Genomic DNA, 18,532 nt, shown 5'->3' on the forward strand with positions numbered 1-18,532 from the left:
CTCATGTGAACGCGAAGGTTCGTCTATGGGGTGCGAACCGGACGGCCCGGGGCCTGGCGGTTCGGGAAAATTCGGGAGAGCCGAAGGCTTGTCCTAATGGCTGTGGCAGTCAAGTCAAGTAGCAGGCCTATTGCAGGGTGCGGGTCGGGGGCTCGGCCCCCAGAAGTCTGGCGACCTTGTCCTGATGCTCCTGGGGAGCGGCTTCCTTGCGGTTCGTTTGCTCTGCGGGTTTCTTGCGGGCGTTGCGCCCCAGTCCCTTGTCCACGGCCAGCCGCCAGAGGCTCTTGAACGTGCGCATCAGGCTCTTCCGGTGACGAGGGTCAGGACGATGGCCACGGCCAGGGCCAGGAGCATGGGCAGCACGAGCACGGCCAGGACCTGTTTGCTGCTGGCGCCGTGCACATGGCGCAGTCCCAGAAATTTGTAGACCGTGGCCCCGATCATGGCCAGGGGCATGCCGATGTAGGGGATGATCATGAGCAGCATGGGCGCCGCGCTGTAGGCCTCGGCGCGGAAGGTCCCTTCGAATCCCTTGGTGTCGGCCTTGAAGAGGCGCAGGAAGAAATGGTTGATGGCCGTGTCCATGAACAGGAAGAGCGAGACTTCGAGGGGGTAGAGAATGAGGGCCAGGGCCGCCTGCGCGGTGTGTCCCAGCCCTTCGGTCAGCAGGCTCGGCGGCATGATGCCCAGGAGCTGCCAGATGGACTGGGACAGGGCCACGGCCTGGATGATGACGAGAAAAAAGAGCAGCGGCTTCATGAACCCATGGCCCACGGGCATGGCCGAGAAAAAGCCCTTGGGGTTGGTGAGGACCTGCATGAAGGTTCTGGCGAAGGCCAGCGGGTAGCCCGACGTCGCGCTTTCCCACAAGGGGAGGCTGGTCTGTCCCGGGTCTTCGGCGTCGGTTCCGGGGGCCTCGTCGCCGTCGTCGTTCAGGGCCTCAAGCTCCTTCCAGAGATCATCCTCGCGGGGGGCCTGGCGCTGTTGCTGCGCGGGATCTTCGGGTGCGGGACGGGCTGGAGCCTCGGAAGACGGGGCCGGCGCAGCGTGCATCGGGCGGTCGTCACGGGGCATGGGGGCGTCTGCGGGTGCGGCGGGCGCGGCGGGCTGAGCTGGCCCGGAAGGTTCGTGCTGCGGGACGTTCGCGCCGGCCGGCTGGCCGGGGAGTTCCCGGAACTTGAACCGATGCTGGCACTTGGGGCAGGTGGCCATGACCGCCTTTGGCGGAAGCTTGGCCTCGTTGACGGTGCGTCCGAACCCGCAGCTGGGACAGGTGATGTTCATGACGAATGCTCTCTCCTCTTGCGAGAAGGCTGATACCCCCTCTTGGTCCGATTAGCAACCGCGGCGGGTTTTGGGACAGAGAAAGAGGTCGTCGAAAAGGTGCACGAAGAAGGCCACGATGAGCACGCCGCTGTAGTCCATGGCGCTGTCGGAGTCGAACTCGCGCAGCATGTGTTCGATGAATTCCGGTCTGAAGTAGCCTTTGTCCCGGACGGTTGCGGGCGACAGGGATTCGCCGATCAGCCCCCTGAACATGCGCACGAACCATTTGCCCGGCGGGGCCAGGGGCTGCTTGCGGCGGCGGCAGATGGCCGGGGGCAGGAACGTGCGGAAACTTTTCTTGAGCAGGTGCTTTTCGTTCAGGCCGCGCATCTTGAAGCGATCGGGCAGCGAGAAGACGTATTCCACCAGCCGGTGGTCCATGAAGGGGGACCTGAGTTCCACGGAGTTGGCCATGCTCATGGTGTCGGCCAGTGGCAGGGTCAGGTTGGGCAGGCGCATGCGGCTTTCCAGGTACAGGGCCTGATCCAGCAGGGACCTGGAGCCAGGGACTTTGGGAAGTTCGCCGTCCCGCTCCCCGAGCCTCGGCAGGAGCCGCTCGATGAAGCCGTCGGACAGGAGCTGCCCCTTCATCTGAAAGGCCTGGAACCTGTACGGCAGGGCGTGGTGGGCCGCGGGGAAGCCCTTCAGGGCCGTGTAGTGCATCAGGGCCTGTTGCGGCGAGGAGAGGTCCGGGAAGACCCTGCGCAGGAGATTGGCCCGGGCCGCAGTCTCGCTGCGGCCGATGAAGTCCATGAGCTTCAGGAGCTTGAAATAGTCGTACCCGCCCAGGATTTCGTCGGCGCCGTCGCCGGACAGGACGACCTTGAAGCCCATGTCGCGGATCTGTCGCGACAGCAGGTACAGGGGCAGGTTCAGGAGCGTCACCAGGGGTGTTTCCAGATGCCAGACCAGGTTCTCGATTTCCGTCTCCTCGATGGAGCAGAGGAACTCGTGGTGCGTGGTGCCGAAGGCCCCGGAGACCATGCGCGCGAAGTGGCGCTCGTCGTAGCCCGCGTCTTCGAAGGTGATGGACAGGGTGTGCACGGGGGCGTTGGAGAGATGGGCGTAGAGGCCGGTCACGCTGCTGGAGTCGATGCCGCCGCTCAGGTACGAGGCCACGGGGACGTCGGACACGAGCCTGGCGCGCACCGCTTCCATCAGATGGTGGCGCAGGCCTTCGGCCGCGTCGTCCTCGCTCAGGCCGGCCGGCGGTGCGTCCATGGGAATGTCCCAGTAGGCCGCGGCGCGGAGCCCCTTGCCGTCGTGGACGAGAAAGCTCGCGGGCGGGAGCTGCCGTATCCCTTCCAGGAAGGTGTCAGGGGCGAGGTTGAAGCCGTAGTCGAGGAGCCTGTCCATGGCCAGGACGTTTATGGCCCTGGGAATGCCGGGATAATGGAGGATGGCCTTGATCTCGGAGGCGAAGACAAGGGTTCCGTCCGGCAGGGCCGCGTAGAAGAGCGGTTTCTTCCCCATGCGGTCCCGGGCCAGGAACAGGCGCCGGGTTCCGGGGTTCCAGACGGCGAAGGCGAACATCCCCGCCAGCCGGTCCAGGCATTTTTCGCCCCACTGCACATAGGCGGCAAGGAGCACTTCCGAGTCGGAGCGGGTGTGGAAATGATGGCCGAGACTGGCGAGCTCGACCCGCAGGGACTGGTAGTTGTAGATCTCGCCGTTGAAGACCAGGATCATGCCCGACGGCTCGTGGACCAGGGGCTGGTTGCCGCCCTGCAGATCGATGATGGCCAGGCGCCTGGACGCCAGTGCGCAACGCTCGTCCTGGTGCAGTCCCTGGTGGTCGGGGCCGCGATGGGCGATGGCCTGGGCCATGGCGCCGAGGATATTCGTGTCCGGAGTTATTCCGCTGGGGTTGAAAAAGCCGGCTATGCCGCACATGCACGCGTTCCCGGTTGAGGTGATGTTCCGGTGAACGGTTGCAGAATGCGTGCCTTGACGACGCCTCGCATCGGCGGGTCAGCGCGCGTAGTAGGCAGAGGCCTTGGGTGGCGCGGGATGGGGCTGCGTCCTGGAAATCTCGGCAAAGGCCGAGCGGAAGGAGGATAGGATGCTGATGACCTCGTCGATGATGGCCGTGTCCATCTTCAGGTTGGCCCGCAGCAGGCGGGTGTTGCAGTACATGTAGAGGCGGTGGAGGTTCTGGGCGAGTTCCCCGCCCTTCTCGTTGTTCAGGGAACCGTCGAGTTCGGCGATGATGTCCAGGGCCTGGGAAATGAGGATGCCTTTCTTGGCGAAGTTGTTGGCCGCGATCTCCTGCTTGGCCTGTTCGAGGAAGGTTATGGCCCCGTCGTAGAGCATGACCACGAGGTGTCCCGGGGTCGTGGTGGTGACGTGGGTCTGCATGTATGCGTTTGCGGCTTTGTGCACTGCTTACTCCTTAACTGCTGGACGAGCCGGGGAGGCTCTTGATTTGCGAGCTGAGCTGGGTCGAAATGTTGTCGTAATTGCCAAGGACCGCCTCGAGGTTGGCGAAGCGCAGCCGCAGGGTGCGCTCCATCAGCGCCAACCGCCGCTCCTCGTAGGCGATCTTGTCGTCGATGGAGTCCATGATGTCCTGGTAGTTGTTCTTGAGAATCTCCAGGGTACCGGTCAGGGGGTCCGTCAGTTTTTTGATTTCCTGCGACAATTCCTCGGCCTTGCCGGACTTGATCTGGACCTGCCCGGAGTAGGAGCCCGCCGTGAGGTTCAGAATCTCCAAGGCCAGACCGCGGGCAATGTTGCCGTCGCCTGCGGCGACAATCTTGTTGCCGTCGACGTTTGCGGCATAGCCGTTGATGCTCGCGGCAGTGATGTTGCCTCCGGCGTCCACCGTGTAGGACACGGAGAAATCTCCGGCGCCGGTGATGCCTTTGACGTAGGAATCGAACTTGAAATTGGAGGATTCCACGGCCTGCCCGTTCACCACCTCCTTGGTGGACGGATAGTAGTCCGCGCTGAAAAGGCGGGCCACGGCGTCGGGGTTCGAGGTCAGGGCGGCGGAGAAGGCGCTTTGGTCCAGCTTCAGAAGTCCGAAGGTGGGCGAGCCTTCGCTGGTGTCCGTGGTGATGCCGATGCTGCCCAGGGAGATGAGGGGGTCCATGTCGTAGTCGAAGCCCACGCCCTTTTCCGCCAGGATGTTCTTGATCTTCTGCTGGATCATCTGCAGCCCGTAGTTGCCCGTCAGCAGGGAGCCGGACACGTTGGCGCCCACCGTCTTGACCTGGGTCTGCTCCTTTATCTGCAGCAGCACCGCGTTGACGGATTCGACGAAGGTCTGGACGTTCAGGATCACGGACTCAGGGTCCAGGCTGGTGGTGAGCGTCGAACTTCCCGTGCTGGTCAGGTTCATGGTCACGCCGGGAATGATGTCGGAGATGGCGTTGCTTGCCCGCTCTATGTACCCGTCCGTGGCTCCCTGCATCTGGGTGAAATGACGGCCTTGCAGATTCTCGATGCTTGTCCCCGGGGAATTGATGATGGAAATCTGGTTGTTCGAGCCGGGCGCTCCGGTCAGGGTGAATTCGAGGCCTTCGGCGGTATCGGCCGCCGAGGCGGTGATGCCTGCGGCCGCGTTGATATTCGCAGCCAGGTCGGCCCAGGTGTCGGAGGCCGAAATAGTTATGGAATGGATGTTGCCCGCATATGCGAATTTGAATGTCCCGCCGCTGGCGGACACTACGTCGGTGGAGGCTGCGCCCGCCACGGTTGCCTTGAGAATGTCCGCAGTCTGGGTTGGGGGGATGATCGGGAAGCCATCCACGCGGAGCTGTGCGTTGCCCGCGTTCTGCGTTTCGATGAACTGACTCTTTCCAAAGTTTGCCAATAAATTCGGAGAAGTCAGAGCGTCGTCGACGATGAAGTCGTTGCCTGCACCCAGGTCCATGCTGCGAATCTGCAGACGGTAGCCGCTGCCGTCGTTGATGACGCTGGCGCGCACGGAGTTGCGGTTGTCCGGGTCGGAATTGATGAGGCTCGCGAACTGGGACAGCGTCGTGGTGGACGTCACGTCCACGGAGACCTGACGGGAGCCGACAGTGAAGGCGAAGGTCCCGGATGCGCCCCCGCTGATGACATCGTCAGTCGAGGAAAAAATTACCGCCCCCATGTGCATGTCGTTGGTCGCCAGGGACACCACGTCGATCTGATGGGAACTTTCTTCCGCAGCGCTGCCGGCCGTAGCGGTCAGGGCCATCGGGTTTGAAGAGGCGACCTGCTTGACGAGAAATTCGTCCGGCGTGTTCATGGAGTCCAAGGTCGTTTTGAGCGAGAGCAGGGAAGTGGACAGGGAGTCGAAGCTTTCGCTCTTGACTTCCCACTGGGCGCGCCAGCTTTCCAGACGTTTGGTGTGCGTCTTTTCGACCTCGATCAGCTTGTCGACCATGGACTCGAAGTCGGTGCCCGAGCCGAGCCCGGTGAAACGTATGGCTCCGGAAGTGAGGGTGGTGGTCAGATCGTCAGCCATGGGGCCTCGCGTGCTTTGGGATGAAGTGCGTCCGCATCCGAGATTAAAGCAAACTCGATGCCATCCCTTTAGGGAAAAAAGGCCGGGCCGCTTCCGCGACCCGGCCGGGAATGCGTCGTCAGCTCAGGGACGTTATCCCTGCATGAGCTGCAGCGCCATCTGCGGCAGGGTGTTGGCCTGGGACAGCATGGCCACCGCCGACTGGGTCAGGATTTGGTTGCGCACGAAGTTGGTCATTTCCGTGGCCACGTCCACGTCGGAGATCCGGGATTCAGCTGCCTGGAGGTTCTCGGCCTGGACCGTCAGATTGGTGATGGTGTTCTCCAGACGGTTCTGCAGGGCGCCCAAGTTGGCGCGGATGTTGTCCTTGGAGGTGATGGCCTTGTTCAGGGCATCGAGAGCCTCCTGGGCACCCTGCTGGGTGGAGATGCTCGCTCCTGCGCCGGTACCGCTGGATATGCCGACACCGAGGGCCGAGGCGGTGGAGTCGCCGATCTTGATGTAATAGTAGTCTTCGGCGCTGTCGTTGGCCGTTCCGAAGTGCACCTTGAGCTTGCCGCTGGACTGCAGGCCGCTACCACTGTGAGTATCGCTCGAAAGGTTGCCGTTCAGCAGGTAGATGCCGTTAAAGTCCGTGGCGTTGGCGATTCGGGTGATTTCCGAGGCCATCTGCTGGTACTCGGAGTCGATGATCAGACGCTGGTCCGAGGTGTAGGTGCCGGTGGCGGCCTGCTCGGCCAGCTCCTTCATGCGGATCAGCTTCTCGTCGATGACCTGGAGGGCGCCGTCGGCGGTCTGGATCATGGAGATGGCGTCGTTGGCGTTTCTCACACCCTGGTTCAGGGACGCGATGTCGGCGCGCATGAGCTCGCGGATGGCGAGACCGGCGGCGTCGTCAGCCGCGGTGGTGATGCGCAGGCCCGAGGACAGGCGGTTCACCGAGGTGGAAAGGTTGCCGTAGGCGCTGGAAAGGTTCCGGGCCGCGGTCATGGCCATCAGGTTGTGGTTGATGATGAGTGACATAGGTAATTCCTCCTTGAAAGATTGTCGGCATCCTTGCCTTTGGATTCGCAGCCTGACGGGGCTGCTTCATTGCTCTTGATGACTGAATCGGCAGGGTGCGGATTTTCTTTAGGGGAAATTTGTCCGACAATTCATGTCGGACAAATCACTCGAAGTCCGGGATGTGACGCCGCGCTTCATCGCAGGGGATGCCGCGGGACTGGGCAATGGCGTCGAGGTTGTCCTCGGCGTCGGATTTGCGCAGGTAGAGGGGCGGTGGCGGGCTGTCGGCGTAGGACGCCGCGCATGCCGCCGCGAGCAGGGCCGTCGGGGCGGGCATGTCCAGGGCGGGCGGCAGGACGGACGCATTTGCCAGTCCCTGCAGTTCGGGGTTCTTGCGCACACCGCTGCCGAGGAGGAAGAGCGGGGCTGGACGGTCGGCGAGCAGGCCCAGCGTCTGGGCGACGCGCGCCGGCCGGACAGGGCCGAGGGGCAGGCCGTTCGAGAACCCCTGCATGTAGACCTGGCCTTTGCGGGCGTAGGTCAGCACCCAGGTTTCCCCGGTGGCGAAATCCGAGGCCTGGGCGGCCAGCAGCTCCAGGTAGGCCAGCCCGGCCATGGGGATGGCGAAGGGCCGGGACAGGCCGTACATGGCCGCGTGGGCGATGCGCAGGCCCGTGAAGGATCCGGGGCCGCGCACGCAGGCGATGCCGGCCAGGTCGCGGGCTGTGGCGCCGCGCACGGCCAGGGCGCACTCCATGGCCGTGGGCAGATGGCGGATGGACTGGCCGGGGCAGAGAATCTCCTCGCTGAAGAGGAGGTTCACGGGCGTGCCCAGAACGACCTGCAGGCGTTCCTCGGCGCAGTTCAGCGCCAGGAAGAGGCTACCTGAAATGGCGGAGGATGTCATTGAAGGTCGCCACGATCATGAGCATGAGCAGGAGCGTCATGCCGATCCTAAGCGCCGCCTGCTGCACCTTGGGGCTCAGGGGGCGGCCGGTGATGGTTTCCAGGAAGAAGAAGAGGATGTGTCCTCCGTCCAGGACCGGGATGGGCAGCAGGTTCAGGATGCCCAGGTTGATGCTGATCAGCGCGGTCAGGGCCAGCAGGTTGACCAGGCCGTTCTGGGCTTCCTTGTGGATCATCTCGGAGATGAGGATGACCCCGCCCATGTCGGTCCATGGGATGACCCGCTCCACCAACTTGACGATGCCCATGATCATGAGCCCGCTGACTTCCCAGATCTGCCGTCCGCCCTGCACCGCCGCGCCCAGGAAGCTCAGTTCCCGGCTGGAGAGTTCGCCGCTCGGGGCGATGCCCATCATGGGCACGACCTTGACCTCGCCGAAGAGGTTGCGCTTCTCCTGCAGCCGCGGGGTCACGTCCAGGGACACGAGCTCGCGGCCGCGGGCCACCGTGACCTGCATGGCGGCGCCGGTGTTGGCTTCGATGCGGCTGACCAGATCGTCCCAAATGGCAATGGGCTGGCCGTCGATCTCGACGATGCGGTCGCCCGGGACGAGACCGGCTTCTTCCGCGGCGCTGGCGTTGGTCACCTGGCCGATGACCGGCAGCATTTCCTGCACGCCCTGGCTGTAGGCCAGGCCCCAGAAGATGAGCCAGGCCAGGAGAAAATTGAAGGCCGGGCCGGCCAGCACGACGAGCATGCGTTGCCAGGGCGGCCGGCGGGAGAAGGACTCCTCCTGCGTGAACCCTTCAGGGAGCTCCGCGTCAGGCGATTCGCCGACCAGCTGCACGTATCCTCCCAAAGGGAACGCGCAGACGCGGTAGTCCGTCTTGCCGCGGGTGAAGCCGAAGAGCCGCGCCCCGAACCCCAGCGAGAAGACGCTCACGCCCATGCCCAGACGTCTGGCCACGGCGAAGTGGCCGAGTTCGTGGAAGAAAATCAGTCCGCCCAGGACAAGCACAACCGCCAGGATGCTGGTCACCATTCCCCTCTTCCCAGGGCCTCTGCGGCCCGTGTTCGTGTCTGCGCGTCGAGGGAGAGAATGTCGTCCAGATCCTGCACGCCGGTCAAGGCTTGCATGGAGAGCATTTCCTCGATGAGCCGGGCGATGCCCGGAAAAGAGATGCGCCCGTCCAGGAAGGCCTGCACGGCCACTTCGTTGGCCGCGTTGAGGACAACGGGACTTCCGGCGGTCAGGGCCTCGCGGGCCAGGCGCAGGCAGGGAAAACGCTCGGGGTCGGGCGCTTCGAAGGTCAGGGTGCCGACCTTGGCCAGGTCCAGCCGCTCCAGGCCGATGTTGAGCCGCTCAGGGTAGCCCAGGCAGTAGCCGATGGGGATCTCCATGTCCGGCACACCCAGGTGGGCCAGCTGGGAGCCGTCCGCATACTCGACCAGGGAGTGGACGATGGACTGGGGATGGACCACCACGTCCACCTCGTCGAGGTCCGCCCCGTAGAGATGCACGGCCTCGATGATTTCAAGGCCCTTGTTCATCATGGTCGCAGAGTCGATGGAGATTTTGGCGCCCATGGACCAGTTGGGGTGCTTGAGGGCCTGGGCCGGGGTGACGGTCCGAATCTTCTCGGTCGGCCACGTGCGGAAAGGCCCGCCCGAGGCGGTCAGGATGAGGCGCACGGCCTGCCGCCCGTCGTGTCCGGCAAAGGCCTGGAACAGGGCGTTGTGCTCCGAGTCCACGGGCAGGATGACCGCGCCGGACTCGGCGCATGTCCTGCGAAAGAGCTCTCCGGCCAGGACGAGGGCCTCCTTGTTGGCCAGGCAGAGAATCTTGCCGGCCCTGGCCGCGGCCAGGGCCGGGACCAGACCGGCCGCGCCGACCTGGGCGGCCAGGACGAGGTCCGCTTCGGGCAGCGTGGCCAGTGCGGCATACCCTTCGCGGCCCACGAGGATTTCCGGCGCATAGCCGCCCGGAAGCAGTCCGCGCAGCTCCCGGGCCCCCTCTTCGGTCAGGACCCCCAGATATCGGGGGCGGACCATGTCGGCCTGCCGCGCGAGCAGTTCGACATTCCGGGCTCCGGCCAGGGCAACGACGCGCAGGGTGTCCTGGTTCTTGGCCACGACCTTCAGGGCGCTGGTGCCGATGGACCCCGTGCTGCCCAGGATGGCCAGGGAGCGGGGGCCGGACCGGCCGAAAACCGGCGAGACGAGGGGGGAGATGTACTTCATGGGGTCACGCTAGGCGAAAAAGGGAAAAAGTGCAGTCAGGCCGCAGTAGAGCGGCAGGGTGAAAAGCAGGCTGTCGATGCGGTCCAGGATGCCGCCATGGCCGGGCAGGACCCAGCCCGAGTCCTTGATGCCCTGTCTGCGCTTCAAGGCGGACTCGAAGAAATCCCCGGTCTGGGCGGCGATGTTGAGCCCGGCCCCGAGCAGGGCGAAGGCCTGCCATCCGGCAGTGCCGAACGCGAGCCCGAAGGCGGTGCTGACCGCGATGCTCGCTGCGAATCCGCCGACGCTCCCGGCCCACGTCTTTTTCGGGCTCACAGACGGCCAGATCTTGGCTCCCCCCAGATAGCTGCCCGCATAGTAGGCCCCGGTGTCGGCGGCGAAGGTCGTCAGCAGCACGAGGCCGATCTCCGGTGCGGCAACGGTGCGGAAGAGCCGCAGGATGAAGGGAAGGTACAGCAGCCCGGCCAGCAGAATCTGGCTGTCCCGCAAGGCGTCGGGGAAGCGTTCGCGGTCATGCTGGACCAGGAACGCCAGGGCCACGCCGAGCATCGCAAGGCATGCCAGGGCGGTGCCGGACCAGGTCAGCGGCGCCCAGACGAGGCCAAGGGCCAAGAGCGTCCCGCCGGCCTTCCAGCCGATTTTTTCCCGCAGCGGCCAGAACATGGCGTAGAATTCCAGGAGGCCGAGGCAGGCCACGGCCGCGATGGCCAGGCTCAGGACTGGGTCGCCGCTTATAATGGCCCAGCCCAGGAGGGGCAGCAAGATGACCGAGGTCAGCACGCGTTGCAGATGGGCGCTTGTCATGCGGTCTGCTCTCCGGTCGCTCCGAAGCGGCGCTGCCGCGCAGCGTAGTCAGCCAGGGCGGCCTGGAGCTCGGCGGCATGGAAGTCGGGCCAGGCCACGTCGGTGAAGTACAGCTCGCTGTATGCGCTCTGGAAGAGCAGGTAGTTGCTGAGGCGAAGCTCGCCGCTGGTGCGGATGATGAGGTCCGGGTCGGGCATGCCGCTGGTGTAGAGTTCCGCGGCGAACATGTCCTCGGTCAGTTCCTCGGGGCGGACGTCGCGGCGCAGCAAGGCCTGGCAGGCGCGCAGGATTTCAAGCCGGCCCGAATAGTTGAGGGCCAGATTCAGGTTCATGGCCGTGCAGCCGGCGGTCTTGTCCACGGCGTGGCGCAGAACCTGTCTGGTGGCCATGGGCAGCTCGTCCATTTCGCCCAGAACGTTCAGGCGGATGGACTGTTCAAGCAGGGACGGCAATTCCGCGCTCAGGAACTCCCGCAGCAGGTTGAAGAGGAAACCGACCTCCTGCTTGGGGCGCGACCAGTTCTCCTTGGAGAAGGTGTAGAGGGTCAGGTAGGGGATGCCGAGCTTGCGGCATTCCCGCACGATCTCCCTGGCGGTCTCGGTGCCGGCCTTGTGCCCGGCGCTGCGCTCCAGGCCGCGGGCCTTGGCCCAGCGGCCGTTGCCGTCCATGATGATGGCGAGATGGGTGAGCGGTGGCATGAACTGGCTCTAGATCTCCATGATTTCCTTTTCTTTCTCGGCCAGGGCCGCGTCGGCCTTCTTGACGAAGCTGTCCGTGGCCTTCTGCACCTCGTCCTGGGCCTTGTGCAGGTCGTCCTCGCTGATCTCCTTGGCGGTCTGCATCTTCTTCAGGGCCTCGTTGACGTCGCGGCGCACGTTGCGGATGGCCACCTTGGCCTCCTCGGTGTACTTCTTGGCCATCTTGACCAGGTCCTTGCGGCGTTCCTCGGTCAGGGGCGGGATGTTGATGCGGATGGCGCGGCCGTCGTTGATGGGGGTCAGCCCGAGGTCCGACTTCATGATGGCCTTCTCGATGTTGCTGAAGGCGTTTCGGTCCCACGGCGAGATGGAGATGGTCCGGCTGTCGGGGATGGACACCGAGGCGACCTGGTTGAGCGGGGTCGGGGTGCCGTAGTACTCCACCCTGATGTTGTCCACCAGGGCCGTGGAGGCGCGGCCGGTGCGCAGCCGCGAAAAATCCTTCTCCAGACTGTCGATGCTCTTCTGCATCCTGCTCGTGCAATCCTTGATATGCTTTTCCATCTCATTCTCCTTGAACGATGGTTCCGACTTCCTCACCCCTGACCACGCGCTGGATGTTGCCGGGCACGAAGAGATTGAAGACGCCGATGGGGAGTTTGTTGTCCATGCACAGGGATATGGCCGCGGAGTCCATGACTTTCAGGCGGCGCTGCAGCACGTCGATGTAGGTCAGGCGGTTGAACATGACCGCGTCGGGGTGCTTCTCGGGGTCCTTGTCGTACACGCCGTTGACCCGCGTGGCCTTGAGGATTGCCTCGCACTTGAGTTCCATGGCCCGGATGACCGCGGCGGTGTCCGTGGTGAAATAGGGGATGCCCGTGCCCGCGGCGCAGATGACCACGCGGCCCTTTTCCAGGTGGCGGATGGCCCGGCGGCGGATGTAGGGCTCGGCCACTTCCTTCATGTCGATGGCCGTCATGACGCGGGTCGTGACGCCGAGCTTCTCCAGGGCGTCCTGCACGGCCAGGGCGTTCATGACCGTGGCCAGCATGCCCATGTAGTCGGCCGAGGCGCGGTCCATGCCCTTGGAGGAAACGGAAACTCCCCTGAAGATGTTGCCGCCGCCGATGACCAGGCTGAGCTGCACGCCCAGGGAGGCAGCCTCGACCAGTTCGCTGCAGATGGACTGGATGGTAGCGGGCTCGATGCCGAACCCCTGTTCTCCGGCCAGGGCTTCTCCGCTCAGTTTGAGCATGACTCTGCCGTATCGGAGCTTGTCCATATGTTCCTTACCTCGTGCTGAAAGGTGAACGAAAAGAAGGCCGGGCATCCCGGCCTCCTTCTCGACAAAAGTCTATAGCCATTTCGGAGGGCCGGCGCAACAGGAGCCGGGCGCTGCCTGCCGTCATGGCCGGGGGCGGCGGGAGGGCCAAAAAAAAGGGCCTTGCGGCCCTTTTTTCATGCGCCAATCGCGAACCGGTAAAACCGGGCGATATCCGCGTTCTTCCCGAGAAGATCCTTGATGGTCTTCTTGTCGTCCTTGATGAAGACCTGCTCGCGCAGGCAGACTTCCTGGTAGTACTTGCGGATGCGGCCTTCGACGATCTTTTCGGCGATCTGGGCCGGCTTGCCTTCTTCCTTGGCCTGGTTCAGGTAGATTTCCTTCTCCTGGGCCAAGGTTTCGGCCGGGATCTGGTCCGGGCCGACGCACAGGGGGTTGGCAGCCGCGACCTGCATGGCGATGTCCTTGGCCAGCTCAGGGGTGGCTGCGCCGGTCAGTTCGACCAGGACGCCCAGCTTCTTGGTGGAGTGGACGTAGGAGCCGATGACGCCTTCGCCGTTCAGTGCGACGTAGGCCAGGCGGCCGGTCTGCATGTTCTCGCCGATCTTGCCGATGAGGCCGGAGAGATCGGTGGCCTCGGCGGGCAGGGCCTCGATGTTGTCCGTCTTCTTTTCCAGGGCCAGCTTGGCGAGCCCTTCGGCGAAGGCGATGAACTCCTCGTTCTTGGCCACGAAGTCAGTCTCGCACTTGAGCTCGCTCATGGCGGCGGACTTGCCGTCGGCGGCGATGACCACCGTGATCAGACCTTCGGATGTGGCGCGTCCGGCCTTCTTGGCGGCCTTGGACAGGCCCTTCTCGCGCAACCAGGCGATGGCCTTTTCCTCGTCGCCGTCACACTCGCTCAGCGCCTTCTTGCAGTCCATCATGCCCGCGCCGGTGCGGTCGCGCAGGTCCTTAACCATTGCTGCGGTGATGCTCATACTAATATACCTCTTCGTCCGTTTCGGCGGATTCGATGTCTTCGGTGACCGGGATTTCAACCTCGGAGGTCTTGGCTGCCTTGGGCGCGGGGACGGTGTCCTTGGCGCTGGCCTGGCCTTCGATGCAGGCGTCGGCCATGGCGGCGGCGAACAGCTTGATGGCGCGGATGGCGTCGTCGTTGCCGGGGATGATGTAGTCGATCAGGTCGGGGTCGCAGTTGGTGTCAACCACGGCCACGATCGGGATGCCGAGCTTGCGGCATTCCTTGACCGCGATCTCTTCGCGGTGCGGGTCGATGATGAAGGCGGCCGCCGGGGGCTCCTCCATGTCCTTGATGCCGCCGAGCGTCAGGTTCAGCTTGGCGACCTCGCGCTCCATGCCGACGATCTCCTTCTTCAGGAAGCGGTTCACGGAGCCGTCCTCGAACATGGCCTCAAGCTTCTTCAGCCGGCCGATGCTGGTGCGGATGGTCTGGTAGTTGGTCAGGGTGCCGCCCAGCCAGCGGTTGGTGACGTGGAACATGCCGCAGCGTTCGGCTTCGGCCTTGATCACGTCCTGGGCCTGCCGCTTGGTGCCGACGAAGATGATCTTGCCGCCGCGGGCCACGGTCTCGGCGATGAAGTCGTGGGCCTTGCGGTACAGCTTCACGGTCTGCTGCAGGTCGATGATGTGGATGCCCTTGCGAGCGCCGAAGATGAAGGGGCGCATCTTGGGGTTCCAGCGGCGGGTCTGGTGGCCGAAGTGAACTCCGGTCTCCAGCATCTGTTTCATGGATACGTAAGGCATGGTTGATCTCCTTGGTTTTTTTCCTCCGCCCGCATGAGCCGGATGGGCCAAACCAGAGGCGCGGGCGTGTGGAGTGTTTGAGAACTGCAGTCCGTACGCGAAGCTGCAGAATTAGGCAAGGGGAAAAATCAGACCCTGGCCACGAGGGGGATGACGATGGGGTCTCGCTCCAGGACCTTGCGGAAGAAGCGGCGCAGTGCGGAGCGGATGCGCTCCTCCAGCTTGTAGGCCTCGCAGTTCGGGTTGCCTTCCATGACGTCGAGGATGATGCATTTGGCGTCCTCGAGGATGTGGGCGAAGTGCTGCTCGAAGATGAAGCCCTTGGACTGGATGCTCGGGCCGAAGACGATGGTTCCGAACTCGTCCTGGACCAGCAGCACGACCACAAGGCCCTCCCCGCCCAGGATCTGGCGTTCCTTGAGCACGCTCTGCCCCACGTCGCCCACGCCCTTGCCGTCGACCAGGATGGACTCGGCGTTGACGGCCTCCTCCATGCGGATGCCCGAGGGGAAGAGGGTCACGGGCTGGCCGTTCTCGAGGATGATGGCCCGCTCGGGGGCCACGCCGCGGGACACGGCCAGTTCGGCGTGCTTGAAGAGGTGGCGGTACTCGCCGTGGATCGGCACGAAGAATTTGGGGCGGACCGTTTCGAGCATGATCCCCAGCTCTTCCTGGTGGGCGTGCCCCGAGGCGTGGATGGCCTGCACCTTTTCGTACAGGACGGTGGCCCCCTGGCGGTAGAGGTCGTTGATGACCCGCGTGATGGCCCTGGTGTTGCCCGGGATGAAGCGCGAGGACATGATGACCGTGTCCCCCTTGTGGATGTTGATCTGGCGGTGCTCGCTGCGGGCCACGCGGCTCAGGGCCGAGAGGGGCTCCCCCTGGGACCCGGTCAGCAGGATGACGATGCGGTCGTCGTCGAGGTAGGCCAACTCCTCCATCTCGCAGGAGTTCTCGCGATTGAAGCGCAGATGCCCGAGCTCCCTGGCCGCCTCGATGTTGGCCACCAGGCTGCGGCCCGTGAAGGCGACCTTGCGGCCGTGCTTGGCGGCCAGATCGAAGATCTCCTGCATGCGCTGGATGTGCGTGGCGAAAAGGGTCACCAGGATGCGCCCCTTGGCGCCGGTGAAGACCTCGTCCAGCCGGGCCTGGATCTCCCGTTCCGTCAGGGAGAACCCTTCGCGCTCGACGTTGGTCGAGTCCGAGAGCAGGAGCGTCACGCCGTCGCGGGAAAAGTCGGCGAAGGCTTCGAGGTCCGTGGCGTGGCCGTCCAGGGGGTTGCGGTCGATCTTGAAGTCGCCTGTGTGCACGATGCGCCCGACCGGGGTCTCGATGCCCAGGCCGTACCCTTCGATGATGCTGTGGCAGACGGGGATGAAGGTCACGGCGAATTCGCCCAGTTCCAGGCGTTCCCGCGGCTTCACCGGCCGCAGCGCGACGTGCGACTCGAGGTTGCGCTCCTGCAGGCGCTTCAGCGCCAGGCGCAGGGTAAACTCGGAACCGTAGAGCGGGGTGTCGTGCAGGTAGGGGGCGATCCAGGCCAGGGCGCCGATGTGGTCCTCGTGGCCGTGGGTCAGGATGATCCCCTTCAGCTTGTGGCGGCGGCTGACGATGAAGTCCATGCGCGGGATGACCACGTCCACGCCGTAGAGGATGACGTCCGGGAACATGAGTCCGCAGTCGATCAGGATCATGCTCTGCTCGGTCTCCAGGGCCATGCAGTTCATGCCTATTTCGCCCAGGCCGCCCAGGGGCGTCAGGGTCACGTGCGCTTCGGACATCAAGGGGCTCCGATGGTTATGAGGTTCCGTTTTTTGAGGAAACTAAGGGAAGAGGGGGGCAAGGACAAGGCAAAAAAAAGGGCCGCCCGCGAAGGCGGCCCGGAGGCTCGGTGGGAGTTCCCTAGATCTTGAACTTGCCGACCATGACGTCGAGCTCCTCGGCCAGCCCGGACAGGCTTCGGGCGTTGTCGTGCACGGCCGCGGCCGTGGAGGCGACGTCGCCGGCCACCTCCCGCACCCTGCCCACGTCGCTGGCGATCTCGCGGACCGCCGTGTCGGTGTGGGCCACGTTCTCGTTCACCTGCTGCACGCCCACGGACGCCTGCCCCACGTTTTCGGCGATGTCCCTGGTCGTCACGGACTGCTCCTCCACGGCGGCGGCGATGGTGCCGACGACTGCGTCCACGTCGCCGATGACCTCCGTGATCTGCTCGATCTCGCGCACCGTCTGGCTGGTGGCCTGCTGGATGCCCTGGATGCTGTTGCGGATTTCCTCGGTCTCCCGGGCGGTCTGCTGCGCGAGTTCCTTGATCTCGTTGGCCACGACGGCGAAGCCTCGCCCCGCCTCGCCGGCCCGGGCCGCCTCGATGGTCGCGTTGAGGGCCAGGAGGTTGGTCTGGGACGAGATGGCCATGATGGACTCGGTGATCTTGCCGATGCCCCGCGTCGCGGCGCCGAGCTCGCCGACCTGGGCCGTGGCCTTCTCCGCCGCCGTTACGGCCTGCACGGTCATGTCCTTGGCCCTGCCCGTGTTCACGGCGATTTCGGAGATGGTGGCGCTCATCTGTTCGGAGCTGGTTGCCACGGTGCCGATGTTGACCGCGTACTCCTCCATGGCCGCCGCCACCGTGTTCATGTTGGCGCTCATCTCGTCCGTGGACGAAGCGGCGTCGGAAGCCGAGCGGGTCATGACGCCGGAATATTCCCTGAGGCTCCCCGCGAGCTGCAGCAGGCCTTCGGAGGCCCGGGCGACCTGTCCGGAGTTGCGGGCGACCTCGCCCAGGATGTTGCGGATCTTGTCCAGGAGCTTGTTGAACCACGAGCACAACTCCCCGATTTCATCCGAAGACTTCACGGTCAGGCGGTCGGTGAGGTCGGCCCTGTCTTCGGTGATGTCGACGATGCGGGACATCATGTCGCCCAGGGGCCGGACGATGAGGCGCTGCAGGACGAGGGAGCTGACCAGTCCGGCGGCCACGAGGATGAGGGCCATGAGGGCCAGGATGTAGAAGGCCACGTCGCGGATGGCGGTGGTCCATGACGACGCGTCGAAGGAATAGACCAGCACGCCGACCTGCGTGCCGGCGTAGTCGTTGACCGGGAAGGCCGCCAGGGCGACGTCGCCGAAGCGCTTGTACGCCGTGCCTTTCTGCCCCGCGAGCAGGAAGTCGGGGGTGACGAGGCCTTCGACCCGCTTGTCCTCGGTCGGCGTCACGAGCACGAACTTTCCGCCCACGACGGGATTCTTGTCCGGGTTCTGCAGTTCCGTGGCCACGGAAAGGTTTTCGGCGTTCATGTAGACCACCATGCTCTGGCCTTCCCCGGAGGCCGCCCCGGCGATGACGGACTCGAAGGATTCGAGGGTCTCCACGGATCCGAGCTGCCTGCCGCTTGAGTCCTTGACTGGTGCGATGCCCCGGATGGCGAAGCCGCCGCTGCCGACCTCGATGCCCTGCAGGGGCTTGCCGTCGGCGTTGACCTGCATGACCGTCTGCCGGAAGCTGGAGAGGTCGTCCGAGATGTCCACCCACTCTCCCTTGCGCTTGGTCTGCTTCTCGCGCCACAGGCGCACGAGGCTGCGCGCCGGCGGGAGGTGGAAATGCAGCTGCATGGCCTTGCCCGAGACTTCCTTGAAGCCCGAGAGATCGTCGGAAAGCAGGGCGCGCAGCTCTTCCCTGGCGCGTTGCAGGGTGGGGTCGCTTTCGTTTTCGAGGTTGCCGAGATGGGCGAGTTCAAAGGCCTGGATGACGTCCGTGCGTCGGGAGAACAGAGCGGCCTTCTCCAGGCCCTGGGCCGCGAGCGTCTCGATGGCCGTGTTGACCTCGCGCGACTTCTCCTCGGCGATGGAGCGCAGGAGTTGCCCCTGGAAATCGGTCAGCTGGCCACGGATGAGCAGCGCTCCGGCAAGTCCGAGGCAGACCACCGTCAAGAAAAGCGGGAGCACGAATTTTGTCCTGAGTTTCATACTCTTCTCCATAAAACAAATTCAACCCCATTGCAGTGATGCACAGGGATTTTTACATAACATATCATGAGTTTTTT

The 18,532-nt window shown here is 64.4% G+C and carries 17 protein-coding genes; all 17 read right to left on the bottom strand.

From position 1 onward, the window contains the following. Positions 1-127 precede the first annotated feature (127 nt). The 17 genes from ACZ5AC_RS16585 to ACZ5AC_RS16665 all read right to left on the bottom strand — a co-directional run bounded on the left by ACZ5AC_RS16585 (position 128) and on the right by ACZ5AC_RS16665 (position 18,455). Positions 128-298 (bottom strand): hypothetical protein, encoded by a 171-nt coding sequence (locus ACZ5AC_RS16585; RefSeq protein WP_464248674.1) that lies wholly within the window; start codon positions 296-298, stop codon positions 128-130. Further along, positions 298-1,284 carry a zinc-ribbon domain-containing protein gene (locus ACZ5AC_RS16590; RefSeq protein WP_464248675.1) on the bottom strand — a complete coding sequence of 329 codons (987 nt, stop codon included), beginning with the start codon at positions 1,282-1,284 and terminating at the stop codon, positions 298-300. Before ACZ5AC_RS16590 ends, ACZ5AC_RS16585 begins: the two co-directional genes overlap by 1 nt. A 51-nt stretch (positions 1,285-1,335) precedes the next feature. Continuing rightward, complete coding sequence (gene asnB / locus ACZ5AC_RS16595; RefSeq protein ID WP_464248676.1) at positions 1,336-3,219, bottom strand: asparagine synthase (glutamine-hydrolyzing); 1,884 nt, start codon at positions 3,217-3,219, stop codon at positions 1,336-1,338. Between the two features lie 78 nt (positions 3,220-3,297). Continuing rightward, complete coding sequence (fliS, locus tag ACZ5AC_RS16600) at positions 3,298-3,708, bottom strand: flagellar export chaperone FliS (RefSeq protein ID WP_464248677.1); 411 nt, start codon at positions 3,706-3,708, stop codon at positions 3,298-3,300. Positions 3,709-3,718: 10 nt separating this feature from the next. Beyond that, entirely contained in the window at positions 3,719-5,782 is a 2,064-nt protein-coding gene (fliD, locus tag ACZ5AC_RS16605) for a flagellar filament capping protein FliD (protein WP_464248678.1), read from the bottom strand. A gap of 132 nt (positions 5,783-5,914) precedes the next feature. Beyond that, entirely contained in the window at positions 5,915-6,805 is an 891-nt protein-coding gene (locus ACZ5AC_RS16610; RefSeq protein WP_464248679.1) for a flagellin N-terminal helical domain-containing protein, read from the bottom strand. 145 nt (positions 6,806-6,950) lie between these two features. Then, positions 6,951-7,694, bottom strand: coding sequence for a tRNA (adenosine(37)-N6)-threonylcarbamoyltransferase complex dimerization subunit type 1 TsaB (gene tsaB, locus ACZ5AC_RS16615; protein WP_464248680.1), 744 nt, complete (start codon positions 7,692-7,694; stop codon positions 6,951-6,953). Further along, positions 7,669-8,736: an RIP metalloprotease RseP gene (gene rseP, locus ACZ5AC_RS16620; RefSeq protein ID WP_464248681.1), complete on the bottom strand. Its 1,068-nt coding sequence runs from the start codon at positions 8,734-8,736 to the stop codon at positions 7,669-7,671. The genes tsaB and rseP overlap by 26 nt, the downstream gene beginning before the upstream one ends. Beyond that, entirely contained in the window at positions 8,730-9,935 is a 1,206-nt protein-coding gene (gene dxr / locus ACZ5AC_RS16625; protein ID WP_464248682.1) for a 1-deoxy-D-xylulose-5-phosphate reductoisomerase, read from the bottom strand. Before dxr ends, rseP begins: the two co-directional genes overlap by 7 nt. Positions 9,936-9,944: 9 nt before the next feature. Beyond that, positions 9,945-10,739: a phosphatidate cytidylyltransferase gene (locus tag ACZ5AC_RS16630; protein WP_464248683.1), complete on the bottom strand. Its 795-nt coding sequence runs from the start codon at positions 10,737-10,739 to the stop codon at positions 9,945-9,947. Then, positions 10,736-11,437, bottom strand: coding sequence for an isoprenyl transferase (locus tag ACZ5AC_RS16635; RefSeq protein ID WP_464248684.1), 702 nt, complete (start codon positions 11,435-11,437; stop codon positions 10,736-10,738). Before ACZ5AC_RS16635 ends, ACZ5AC_RS16630 begins: the two co-directional genes overlap by 4 nt. Positions 11,438-11,446: 9 nt before the next feature. Beyond that, positions 11,447-12,001, bottom strand: coding sequence for a ribosome recycling factor (gene frr / locus ACZ5AC_RS16640; protein WP_459822843.1), 555 nt, complete (start codon positions 11,999-12,001; stop codon positions 11,447-11,449). A 1-nt stretch (position 12,002) separates the two neighbouring features. Then, entirely contained in the window at positions 12,003-12,722 is a 720-nt protein-coding gene (gene pyrH / locus ACZ5AC_RS16645) for a UMP kinase (protein ID WP_464248685.1), read from the bottom strand. Positions 12,723-12,898: 176 nt separating this feature from the next. Then, positions 12,899-13,702 carry a translation elongation factor Ts gene (gene tsf, locus ACZ5AC_RS16650; protein ID WP_464248686.1) on the bottom strand — a complete coding sequence of 268 codons (804 nt, stop codon included), beginning with the start codon at positions 13,700-13,702 and terminating at the stop codon, positions 12,899-12,901. A gap of 1 nt (position 13,703) precedes the next feature. Next, positions 13,704-14,489, bottom strand: a complete 786-nt coding sequence (gene rpsB, locus ACZ5AC_RS16655) for a 30S ribosomal protein S2 (RefSeq protein ID WP_464248687.1) — start codon at positions 14,487-14,489, stop codon at positions 13,704-13,706. A gap of 128 nt (positions 14,490-14,617) precedes the next feature. After that, positions 14,618-16,270: a ribonuclease J gene (locus ACZ5AC_RS16660; RefSeq protein ID WP_464248688.1), complete on the bottom strand. Its 1,653-nt coding sequence runs from the start codon at positions 16,268-16,270 to the stop codon at positions 14,618-14,620. A 121-nt stretch (positions 16,271-16,391) separates the two neighbouring features. After that, entirely contained in the window at positions 16,392-18,455 is a 2,064-nt protein-coding gene (locus tag ACZ5AC_RS16665) for a methyl-accepting chemotaxis protein (protein WP_464248689.1), read from the bottom strand. Positions 18,456-18,532 lie beyond the last annotated feature (77 nt).

It is taken from the genome of Desulfomicrobium aestuarii, from assembly GCF_055385525.1.

Excerpts from the sequence above, each read along its gene's own strand:
- ACZ5AC_RS16585 (WP_464248674.1), bottom strand. The coding sequence starts at position 298 with ATGCGCACGTTCAAGAGCCTCTGGCGGCTGGCCGTGGACAAGGGACTG.
- ACZ5AC_RS16590 (WP_464248675.1), bottom strand. The coding sequence starts at position 1,284 with ATGAACATCACCTGTCCCAGCTGCGGGTTCGGACGCACCGTCAACGAG.
- asnB (WP_464248676.1), bottom strand. The coding sequence starts at position 3,219 with ATGTGCGGCATAGCCGGCTTTTTCAACCCCAGCGGAATAACTCCGGAC.
- fliD (WP_464248678.1), bottom strand. The coding sequence starts at position 5,782 with ATGGCTGACGATCTGACCACCACCCTCACTTCCGGAGCCATACGTTTC.
- ACZ5AC_RS16610 (WP_464248679.1), bottom strand. The coding sequence starts at position 6,805 with ATGTCACTCATCATCAACCACAACCTGATGGCCATGACCGCGGCCCGG.
- tsaB (WP_464248680.1), bottom strand. The coding sequence starts at position 7,694 with ATGACATCCTCCGCCATTTCAGGTAGCCTCTTCCTGGCGCTGAACTGC.
- rseP (WP_464248681.1), bottom strand. The coding sequence starts at position 8,736 with ATGGTGACCAGCATCCTGGCGGTTGTGCTTGTCCTGGGCGGACTGATT.
- dxr (WP_464248682.1), bottom strand. The coding sequence starts at position 9,935 with ATGAAGTACATCTCCCCCCTCGTCTCGCCGGTTTTCGGCCGGTCCGGC.
- ACZ5AC_RS16630 (WP_464248683.1), bottom strand. The coding sequence starts at position 10,739 with ATGACAAGCGCCCATCTGCAACGCGTGCTGACCTCGGTCATCTTGCTG.
- ACZ5AC_RS16635 (WP_464248684.1), bottom strand. The coding sequence starts at position 11,437 with ATGCCACCGCTCACCCATCTCGCCATCATCATGGACGGCAACGGCCGC.
- frr (WP_459822843.1), bottom strand. The coding sequence starts at position 12,001 with ATGGAAAAGCATATCAAGGATTGCACGAGCAGGATGCAGAAGAGCATC.
- pyrH (WP_464248685.1), bottom strand. The coding sequence starts at position 12,722 with ATGGACAAGCTCCGATACGGCAGAGTCATGCTCAAACTGAGCGGAGAA.
- tsf (WP_464248686.1), bottom strand. The coding sequence starts at position 13,702 with ATGAGCATCACCGCAGCAATGGTTAAGGACCTGCGCGACCGCACCGGC.
- rpsB (WP_464248687.1), bottom strand. The coding sequence starts at position 14,489 with ATGCCTTACGTATCCATGAAACAGATGCTGGAGACCGGAGTTCACTTC.
- ACZ5AC_RS16660 (WP_464248688.1), bottom strand. The coding sequence starts at position 16,270 with ATGTCCGAAGCGCACGTGACCCTGACGCCCCTGGGCGGCCTGGGCGAA.
- ACZ5AC_RS16665 (WP_464248689.1), bottom strand. The coding sequence starts at position 18,455 with ATGAAACTCAGGACAAAATTCGTGCTCCCGCTTTTCTTGACGGTGGTC.